Origin of the sequence: Chitinophaga terrae (ex Kim and Jung 2007), from assembly GCF_900107795.1 — a bacterium.
GTDB classification, from domain to species: domain Bacteria; phylum Bacteroidota; class Bacteroidia; order Chitinophagales; family Chitinophagaceae; genus Chitinophaga; species Chitinophaga terrae.
Window position 1 is genome coordinate 251662 of record NZ_FNRL01000008.1, and the last position, 9553, is coordinate 261214.

The following is a 9553-nucleotide window of genomic DNA, read 5'->3' on the forward strand; positions in this document are numbered from 1 at the left end:
GGGGTTCTCTTTTTGGGCAATGCCGCCAATTAGCTATTTTTATATAGCTGTTTTCAGTCATTCTGTAAAGGCGCCTTGATTGTTATCAACCCATTTTGCAAATTGCATCGTTGTATGAAGTTATTCCTTACACCCCTCCTTATCATTTTGTTATCCGGCTTATTAACAAGGGCGCAGGAGCCTCCGGGGAAATATAATAAAGACAGTCTCGCCCGGATGCTGGAAAAGCAGCTGGACGACAGTACCAGGGCCCGTATAAACTTCTTTTTGTCGGAGGAATGGATTGCTCAGGATTCCTTATTGGCAAAAAAGTACCTGGAGCAGGGCGTACGTCTTTCAGGTAAAAACCAGTACCTGCAGGCCGCGGCACTGGTTTACCAGGCAAGACAACTGGCCGCTTCCATGCCGGATTCCGCAGCCGCCATGTTTATGAAGGCTGAAAAAACACTGAGAAAGTTCAATGATAAAGATGCCCTGCTGCTTCGCTCCATCTGCTGGCACGACTATGCCCGCGTATTTCATTTTGAAAAAGATGACCCGGAAACTTATGTCAACCTGCTGTTGGAGCAGTCTATCCCCCTGGCCCGGAGATCGGGCGACCAACTATATCTTGGAAAAAATTACCTGGACCTCTCGTATGGCTTTAAAAACCTGAAAGAGTTTGCAAAAGCGGAATCCTACCTCAGGCTGGCTATTGAAACGCTTCGTGGCCAGGAAGGCGCCGTTAGTTACCTGGCTTCTGCTTACCATACGTTATCGGAAAATAACTCGCTTTCCGGGCATCAGCCGGAAGCCGCGTTGTATATGGATAGTATGCGACAATTGCTGGTTCCGTATCCGAATTCTCAAGCCTGGCTCGATTATTATGCGGGAGAAAGTATGCGCCTGACAGTGGCCGAGAAATTTGAAGAATCGCTGCAGGCCGCCGAAAAAGGAATCGCGCTTGCACAGCAATTACAGCAACCTTATCCCGAACAACGGCTGCTGCTGCAAAAATTCTATTCGTTATACAATAATAAAAAACTGGTACAGGCGCGTGATGTAGCCCTGGATCTTACACACAGGCAACCCTTCATCAACAACGCCGCCAACCGCTTGCTGTTGTTTTACGGGCTGGTAGCAACCTATGAGGACATGCACAATATTCCTGAAGCCTTTCGCTGGCTGAAGAGGTACAGCCAGTTGAGCGACAGTCTTGCTAACAGCAACCTCGAAGCGAAAATTAATGCACTGGAAATAAAGTTCAGGAATGCGGAACATCAGCGGAAAATTGCATCCCTGAATGCAGCCAACGAAAAGACCAACGCAGCACTAAAGCGCACCAGGCTCTTGAGCTGGTCGCTGGGCCTTTTTGTCCTGCTATTGTTTACCATCCTCCTCCTCGGTTACTTCTATTACAGGAACAGGAAGAAAACAGCCGCTCAGCAGGAACAGATAAGGGTTTCGCAAGCCATGCTGCAGGTGCAGGAAGAGGAGCGGACGAGGGTAGCCCGCGATCTGCACGATAGTCTTGGCGGATTGCTGGCTTCTACGAAGATCAATCTCAGTGCCATAGCAAATAACAATACCGCCCTGTCAGGCATTGTGAATCAATTAGACGTTTCCGTTACTGAGCTCAGGAGAATTGCACATAATATGATGCCGGAAATGCTGCTGCGACTGGGGCTGGAAGCTGCGTTGAAAGACCTGTGCGATTCCTTTGCTTCCAGGGGTATGGCCATCCGGTGCCAATGTATGGATATACAGCCTGACATTCCCCAGGCGGAGCAGGTAACGATTTATCGCATTATACAGGAGTTATTGTCCAATGCCGTCAAACATGCGGGTGCTACAATGATCCTCGTGCAGTGTAACCAGCGGGGAAACCAGTTCTTTATCACCGTAGAAGACGATGGCGCCGGTTTTGACCCGGCAATGCTGGAATATAAGGAGGGAATGGGTTTCATTAATATCAGGAACAGGGTCGCTTACCTGAACGGTAATATGGATATTCATACCGGGAAAAATCAAAAAGGTACTTCCATAAATATAGAAGTCTATGTCTCAACCCAAATATAGATTGGCGATACTCGACGATCATCCCATTGTACTGGAAGGACTGGTTAATGTACTTGCCGGACAGGGTGTATTTGAGATTGCCGGCGCATTCACCACGGTCGGCCAGTTCCTGGAATTCTTCAATAAAACCAGCATACAGGTAGTGTTGCTGGACATCATCCTGCCGGATGGGAACGGGATGGATGTTTGTAAAGTTATCAAGTCGAAATCCCCTGATACAGTAGTACTGGCATTAAGCAATCATGATCAACGCAGCGCTGTTATGAAAATGCTGGAGAACGGGGCGAGCGGCTACCTGCTGAAGAATGCGTCGATAGCGGAATTGGTAACCGCCATCAACGATGCGCTGGCAGGGCAGATCGTTTTCAGCAATGCAATACGTGAAATTATGACCCGCCCGGCGCCCGATGCTATGGACGCGCCGGTATTAACCGCCAGGGAACTGGAAATACTGAAGTTGATAGCAACGGGCATTACAACCCGTCGCATAGCGGAAATGCTTTTCCTGAGCAAGTTTACCGTGGAAAATCATCGAAAGAATTTATTGCAGAAATTCAGGGTGAATAATGTGGCTGGGCTGATCAGCGCAGCGAGCAGCCAGGGATTATTGGGATGAGATGGAATTGTCGGGTGGTCCTGATGCCTTTCCATAACACTCTTGCGGGCGCCATTCCCGCGATTATTTTTTATTGAATATATTGCAGGCGATGAAGTGAGAACCGGTCTCACGGTGATACTGCAATAGAATTTCATCAACTACGTTATAGATTGGTTGTATAAAACCTCATTAATAACCATAAGTGTTTGTACCATGACCAAAACCCTATCAGATGAGCAGTTTTATGCGGGGCTGCAACATTTGCCTAAACCTGCATACCCATTTCCTGATTTTATACACCCCGATTTCCAGCAGCAGCGGGAGGAGTACTATGAATGGATAGACAAGGAGTATACCTTTCACAGCAAGGCTGCACGGGAAAAGCACAAGCAGCATCACCTGACGGATATTGCCGCACGGGGTTGCCCATTCCTTAAAGATATCGGTGAACTGCGGCCCCTGGCTAACCTGGCAGCGAATGGCGCGATGATGGATGATTACTGGGACCGCTGCACCCGCGAGGAGATGCATGCAATAACAAAGCGCGTCGCCGGCCTATTAACGGGTGAGGAGCGGGAAGAACCTGTTGATAACGGCATCTATCACCAGCTTTGGGTGCTTCGGCAGGATGCCATTCAATGCGGCATGCCGGAAAGGCACTACAGGAAGTATGTTTCAGCCATTCACAGTTTGCTGGTGGGTTACACGGAAGAAAAGATCTATTACAGAACAAATACGCCGCCCCCGTTGCCCATTTACCTTATCATCCGGCTGGAAACAGGCGGCGGATTGCCTTTCTGCAAATACGTGGCCATGCAGAAGAATTACCGGGATTTGCCGGATGAGATACTGGAGCATCCCTATATCCTGCGCCTGCACAACCTTTGCGCATGGATGATAGGCATACATAACGATATCATTTCTCTCCCCAAGGAACTGCACCGGGAAGGGGATACCATGAACCTGGTAAAGGTATTGCAACATGAGCGAAAGATCCCGCTGGCAGAAGCTTATATGGAAGCGCTGAAGCTGCACGACAGTTTCCTGGACGAATTCCAGTTGCTGCACAGGCATTTGCCACCATTTGGGAAGATGCAGGATACGGTATATGAATATGTGCACGACCTTGGCGTGATGCTGGCCGGCGTGTACGCCTGGCATACCAATGATGTATCCCGCTATGTGAATGGAGGATATGTGGAGGGAGAGTACAAAAACCAGGGATACCAGGAATAAATTGGAAGGGGCAGCTCAAAGTATTGAGGAGCCCCTTCCTCTTTTAAGAAGGTCGCAGTTTCCTGTCTGGCGCTCTGTTTTTTTCTTATTTTAACAATTTTGTCTAACAAAAAAAAAATTGTGCATCTTTGCCTGCGGAATAAAGTGTGAACGACTAAATTTAAATCCTGTGGGCTTGATCATAAAATCACTGCATTACCTTCACCCGGATAATGAGGAACTGTTCCATGACCTGAATTTCATCCTGAACGATGGAGAAAAAGCTGCACTGGTAGGCATTAATGGAGCCGGTAAATCCACCCTGTTACGCATCGTTTCTGGGCAACTCGAGCCAACATCCGGGAAAATAATCCATACGGAACAGCCCTGGTATGTGCCGCAACACCTGGGGGAGTATGATACCTGGTCTGTTGCCCGGGTGCTGGGGGTCGACAGGAAACTGGATGCATTGCATGCGATCCTCGGCGGAGATACTGATCCTGTCCATTTTACGCAGTTGGATGAAGATTGGGATATTGAGAATAAAGTAAGAATGGTGCTTCAGAAGTGGGACCTGGGCCATATAAACGAAAACCGCCCGATGGGAAGCCTGAGCGGGGGACAGAAAACAAAGGCTTTCCTGGCTGCCATGGAATTGAACAGTCCAAAATTGGTGCTGCTCGACGAGCCTTCCAACCACCTGGACGTTAAAACCCGGATGAAGCTCTATAACCTTATTCTTCAAAGCAAAGCCACTATGCTGATCGTAAGCCACGACAGGGCCTTGCTGAACCTTATGAACAAAACCCTGGAACTTAGTGAAAAAGGGATGGAGGTATTCGGCGGAAACTTTGATTTCTACCAACAGAAAAAAATGGAGAAGGTAAATGCGTTACGCGCCCGGTTAAACGAACAGTCGAAGGCCCTGAAAGCATCGGAAAGGAAAGCTGCCGATATGGCGAGCCACAGGGAGCAGCAGGAGGCCAAAGGTCGCTCCGCCGGGTTGAGCAATTCCCTGCCCCGTATCATTGCCGGTGGTTTAAAGAACAAAGCGGAGCGCAGTACAGCAAGAATGCTGAATGCACATGAAGAAAAGATCGCCTCCCTGCTGCAAAATATTGAAGAGATCAAAGCGCAGATCGAAGAATACGAAGTGCTCAAAATAGGTATCAGGTCGCCGGAGTTGCCACCCGGAAAGGTATTGATCGATATGGTGAATGTCAATTTTAAATACAGCGACCAATTTTTGTGGAATAATCTCAGCTTCCAGGTTAGATCCGGCGAACGGGTACAGGTGCAGGGTGAAAATGGCAGCGGGAAAACCACCTTGCTGAAAATCATTACCGGGGAACTGCAGCCTGCGGAAGGAAGCTATAACCATACTGCCTTTTCTCATTTTTACCTGGACCAGGACTATTCCATGATCGATCCGAAACTAACGGTGTTTGAGCAGATCAGTGAATACAATAAGTGTGGATTGGAGGAGGATGAACTAAAGGAGTTATTAATTTATTCCCAGTTTTCGCCGGCAGATTTTGATAAGAGATGCGCCGGGTTAAGTGGAGGAGAAAGGATGAAACTAACCCTGAGTTGTTTGTCGGCAGGCAACCAGGCGCCGGATGTGCTGATCCTCGATGAACCGACAAATAATCTTGACATTAAAAGCCTGGAAGTACTTACTTTAACGGTGAAAAATTTCGGGGGTACACTTATCGTCATTTCGCACGACGACTATTTTATCAACGAAATTGGGATCAATAGGAGAATAAGTTTAACCTAAATAATATGCCATTAAAAAATACAGGTACGGAACAACTTATTAAAGATACGGCCAAAAGGCTGTTGTTTGCAGAGGGCAAGCTCCATGCTACGACCCAGGACATCGCAGATGCCGCCGGCGTTAACAGGACGGGTCTGCATTATTATTTCCGTTCCAGGGATCAGCTGATTGCTGCCATATTTGATGAAGCCATGCAGGAGTTGAGCCAACGCCTCAATGAGTGCATGACGGCGGATCAGCCATTTAAGGCAAAGACTAAACATATTATCACCGTGTTTCTCCGGCATATGGTTGTCTTTCCTTACCAGGAAACTTTCCTGGTAACGGAGATGAACACCCTGGGTAAAAAACTGATCACCAATATAAAGTCGGACCCTGTAAAGTCGTATTTAAAAGAAGCTGCTGCGGAAATGGAGAAGGGGAATATAGGGAAGATGGATCCTGTTCATTTCCTGATGAATTTATTCTCCTTGTTGTCTTATCCGCTTATTATGGCCCCGCTGTATAAGAAGTTGTTCCAGGTCTCGGGTAAGGAGTTTAATGCGTTGATAGAAGAACGGGAGGGGATTATTATGAAAATGTTGTTCAGGAAATGAAAGGAATTTCTGCTATTAACGTTCGAAGAGAGGTATGCTAAAAGATAATTTAGATCGGGAACTATTCCGTCCTTTTTGTTCACGACAGAACTAATTTATTCACATGCTTAACGCCTGGATAGCTACCGCAAGAGAGGATCAGGAGTTTGAATAAGCTGCTCCAGCTCATTCCTGTGCATTTCTCCCCAACGGGCTGTCGATTCGATAACAGGTATCAGTGTTTGGCCTAATGGCGTAAGTTCATATGTCACCTTCGGGGGCTTTTGGTCAAAAACGGTTTTGGCAATAATGCCGTGGCTTACGAGCTGGCTAAGCTGCGTATCGAGCAGGCGCCGGGAAGCTTTGGGGATACGGCGCTGCAATTCGCCTGGCCGGTTAATCCCGTTATAGATACACCATATAAGGCTGATCTTCCATTTGCCGTTCATCACTTCCATGAAAAGATGCAGTCCGCATTCCAGTTCAACAGGTAATTTCTTTTGGTACATACTGTAAATATCGCTTATTCTGGTATTTTTTGATACGGCTGAATTTAGCCGTACTTGACTTTGACGGGTTGCTGGAAGAATTTTGCTGAATGAAATATAAATTATTCGGAACACAGACTGGTCTGCCGGCCAGTGAAGTTATCCTGGGAGCGGCAAGCCTGGGGCAACGCAGGGGATATGGAGCAGTTGCCGAAGATATTCCCGGTATTTTGGGCGCTTATGCCGATGCAGGCGGCAACTTCATCGACATAGCTGACCAATATCAGTTCGGTGAAGCAGAAGAAATTGTTGGACGTTTTATAGAATCAAATCGCCAGGATTTCATTATCTGTACAAAATACACGCTCAGCAGTGAAAAGGTTGCAGCTCAGGGTAATATGGGCAATCACCGGAAAGCCATGCGGCAGGCAGTGGAAGGCAGTTTAAAGCGCTTGAAAACAGATTATATCGATCTTTACATGCCGCACTTTGATGATGGTCTGACACCCATTGAAGAAATAGCCCGCGGACTTGAGGATTTGACAAAATCCGGCAAAGTTTTGTACACTGGCCTTGCCAATTTTCCTGCATGGAAGGCTGCGGCTGTCGCCAGCGGCATCCGGCTGAACGCGCTGCAAATGGAGTACAACCTGGTACAGCGGACAGCTGACCGTGAGCTGATCGGAATGGCGAACTATTTTGGCTTAGGCAAAATGTTCTATTCCCCTTTAGCCGGTGGATTGCTTACTGGTAAATACCGGAAGGGAGAGGCGGGAAGACTTACCATCTCTACATCGGGAACCTACCGGGAAAATGCTGTGACCTCCACTATCCTCGACGAATTAGAAGCCATCGCATCAGAAGTTGAGGCGACTCCCGGACAAGTTGCATTGGCATGGATATTAACAAAAGATGCATTTGCAATAATTGGAGCGCGTACGCTTCGCCACATACAGGACGGTCTTCGGGCACTTGAAGTAAAGTTAGACCCGGACCACGTAACACGTTTGGACAAGGTTAGTTCGATTGATTTGGGATACCCGCATGATCTGCTGAAAACTGTTCAGAAGTCGTATTAAATATCCAAGACTATACTCTTCTAATATGCCTAAGGGAACCTGCGATTTTTCGGGGGAATACACATGCGATTAATATCAAGGAGTAGCGAATCAGTTGGCAACACCTATGAGAACGCCATTGCCCGGCGGTAACGATGTATAGCAATAGGGCAACTTTTTGAACATATTGGTATCCCCGAAAATTCGTTCGGGATGTACTTGTCCAACGGCGATGGTTATTTATTCCATTGTTCGATTTTATATGCTCTATCACCCCTTGCCGGTTCGTTGCCAGTAAGCAATGAATTGAAGATTGCATTATAGATCAATCCCGGCCGGTACTCAGGATCTTCGCTACGATCGATAGAAAGACCTGGTATCTGCATGTTGTATATTGCGTGGGGTACAAACCGATATCCTGGAAACCGTTGTTGAATGTAGTCATATGATACTTTAAAGGCATGTTGGAACTCATTGTAAGGAGAAACAGTAATGATATTAATAGAGTGGTATTGTTTTATTCCATCTCTAAAGACAGTTCCATCTGCACCCCAGATTGTAAAATATTCACCTAGCACACTTATGGAGATATGTAGCTTCTTTAGTATCTCATAACTGCCATGTATGATTGGTGGATTCAAATCAAGGCTAAAACTATATCCCGGTACTTGCCCATAGGTTGTGCCCTCATATTGCAGGTTTAATTTATTGGCAAGCATTTTTCCAATTTCCTCCCATTCACGGAATGCATCTGCATCTCCAAAATTTTTCATTATGATCTCCTTACCTTCCACAAAGCCAGGGTAGCTGTTATACAAGGTATCTTGAACTGACAATCCAACCGGATAATAATAGGCTATTTTGCTGTATAATGACCATAGGTCAAGTTGCTGCGGATCAAACGAAAACATAGCTTTGTATTACTTTAATGATAACAGTATTCAAGAACAGATTTCAGAATGCTTCCAGGACTTCAATCAATGAAACCTATGAGTCCCAGACGTTAACAGAGACGTGTTATGAGATTTTTGCATCCGAAATTAAAAATGCTCAAAACTGACAAAAACAGGGACAGATTTCTACTAGGGGAATTCATAAGATTTAGATTAACACAACTGATAATTCTTGACGAGGTTACACATTGACCTGAATGTATCACAGCACATTCTTTCGCGATTCAATTATACCGAAATATTTTGAAAAGTAGAATAATTTGGAGTATCTGTGTTACGGTGATGGTTATAAAAGTTTGATTTTTGTTTGTCGGGCTGTGTTCCATCTATGAACCAAGAAGAGTAAAAGGATCAAGTTGAATAATTGGGGGATTAGGTAAAAATTAAGCATATAGTTTGGTTAACCTGTAGAGAAAAAATTCAACGTCCCGTACTCCTCTGAGTGCATTTCTGAAGGACTTTATCTTGGCATTGAAAGATTCAGCAGCGGCGTTGTAAGCTTCCCTTAAAAAAAGACTGTTAGAGAATAGAAAAATGATTGATAACTTTAACAGTGTATTATGAAAGGTAAACGATTCAACCCGGAGCAGATCAGTAAGATTCTTAAGGAATTCGAGGCGGGTAAAAGTGTTCAGGAGATTACGCGCGAACACGGAGTTAGTCCGGCCTCATTTTACAAATGGCGGCAGCGATACGGTGGCCTTGAGGGCAGCGAGCTGAAACGCGTAAAGGAACTGGAGGAAGAGAACCGCAAGCTTAAGCGGATGTACGCTGATCTTGCCCTTGATTTGGAGGCCGCAAAGGAGGTCATTGCAAAAAAGCTTTGAA

8 protein-coding genes and 1 pseudogene are annotated in these 9553 nt (G+C 46.2%); 7 read left to right on the plus strand and 2 right to left on the minus strand.

The genetic code is table 11. The annotated features are described in order from the left end of the window. The first annotated feature begins 114 nt into the window (after nucleotides 1-114). From BLV62_RS11250 to BLV62_RS11270, 5 genes are all read left to right on the plus strand, one after another. A complete protein-coding gene (locus BLV62_RS11250; protein WP_089761635.1) occupies nucleotides 115-2058 on the plus strand; it encodes a sensor histidine kinase in 1944 nt (647 codons plus the stop codon). Continuing rightward, on the plus strand, nucleotides 2039-2674 hold the full coding sequence (locus tag BLV62_RS11255) for a response regulator (protein WP_089761637.1): 636 nt from the start codon (nucleotides 2039-2041) through the stop codon (nucleotides 2672-2674). Before BLV62_RS11250 ends, BLV62_RS11255 begins: the two co-directional genes overlap by 20 nt. 195 nt (nucleotides 2675-2869) lie before the next feature. Then, on the plus strand, nucleotides 2870-3892 hold the full coding sequence (locus BLV62_RS11260; protein ID WP_089761639.1) for a terpene synthase family protein: 1023 nt from the start codon (nucleotides 2870-2872) through the stop codon (nucleotides 3890-3892). 169 nt (nucleotides 3893-4061) lie between these two features. Continuing rightward, nucleotides 4062-5651 (plus strand): ABC-F family ATP-binding cassette domain-containing protein, encoded by a 1590-nt coding sequence (locus BLV62_RS11265; protein ID WP_089761641.1) that lies wholly within the window; start codon nucleotides 4062-4064, stop codon nucleotides 5649-5651. A gap of 5 nt (nucleotides 5652-5656) precedes the next feature. Next, the gene (locus BLV62_RS11270; RefSeq protein ID WP_089761643.1) at nucleotides 5657-6247 is read left to right on the plus strand and encodes a TetR/AcrR family transcriptional regulator; all 591 of its coding nucleotides are present in this window, start codon (nucleotides 5657-5659) and stop codon (nucleotides 6245-6247) included. Nucleotides 6248-6369: 122 nt separating this feature from the next. Here BLV62_RS11270 and BLV62_RS11275 read toward each other — a convergent pair whose 3' ends face one another. Then, complete coding sequence (locus BLV62_RS11275) at nucleotides 6370-6735, minus strand: winged helix-turn-helix transcriptional regulator (RefSeq protein WP_089761645.1); 366 nt, start codon at nucleotides 6733-6735, stop codon at nucleotides 6370-6372. An 89-nt stretch (nucleotides 6736-6824) separates the two neighbouring features. On the opposite strand from BLV62_RS11275, the gene BLV62_RS11280 reads away from it, so the two are divergent. After that, on the plus strand, nucleotides 6825-7793 hold the full coding sequence (locus BLV62_RS11280) for an aldo/keto reductase (RefSeq protein ID WP_089761647.1): 969 nt from the start codon (nucleotides 6825-6827) through the stop codon (nucleotides 7791-7793). 215 nt (nucleotides 7794-8008) lie between these two features. On the opposite strand, the gene BLV62_RS11285 is transcribed toward BLV62_RS11280, so the two are convergent. Then, nucleotides 8009-8683 (minus strand): hypothetical protein, encoded by a 675-nt coding sequence (locus BLV62_RS11285; RefSeq protein WP_089761649.1) that lies wholly within the window; start codon nucleotides 8681-8683, stop codon nucleotides 8009-8011. Nucleotides 8684-9285: 602 nt separating this feature from the next. Between BLV62_RS11285 and BLV62_RS11295 the strand changes: the two are divergent. Further along, nucleotides 9286-9546: pseudogene (locus BLV62_RS11295) on the plus strand (transposase); the annotation flags it as partial. Nucleotides 9547-9553: the final 7 nt, after the last annotated feature.

What these genes read in the sequence shown, in the direction of transcription:
- BLV62_RS11250 (WP_089761635.1), top strand. Translation starts at nt 115, where the DNA reads ATGAAGTTATTCCTTACACCCCTCCTTATCATTTTGTTATCCGGCTTA.
- BLV62_RS11255 (WP_089761637.1), top strand. Translation starts at nt 2,039, where the DNA reads ATGTCTCAACCCAAATATAGATTGGCGATACTCGACGATCATCCCATT.
- BLV62_RS11260 (WP_089761639.1), top strand. Translation starts at nt 2,870, where the DNA reads ATGACCAAAACCCTATCAGATGAGCAGTTTTATGCGGGGCTGCAACAT.
- BLV62_RS11270 (WP_089761643.1), top strand. Translation starts at nt 5,657, where the DNA reads ATGCCATTAAAAAATACAGGTACGGAACAACTTATTAAAGATACGGCC.
- BLV62_RS11275 (WP_089761645.1), bottom strand. Translation starts at nt 6,735, where the DNA reads ATGTACCAAAAGAAATTACCTGTTGAACTGGAATGCGGACTGCATCTT.
- BLV62_RS11280 (WP_089761647.1), top strand. Translation starts at nt 6,825, where the DNA reads ATGAAATATAAATTATTCGGAACACAGACTGGTCTGCCGGCCAGTGAA.
- BLV62_RS11285 (WP_089761649.1), bottom strand. Translation starts at nt 8,683, where the DNA reads ATGTTTTCGTTTGATCCGCAGCAACTTGACCTATGGTCATTATACAGC.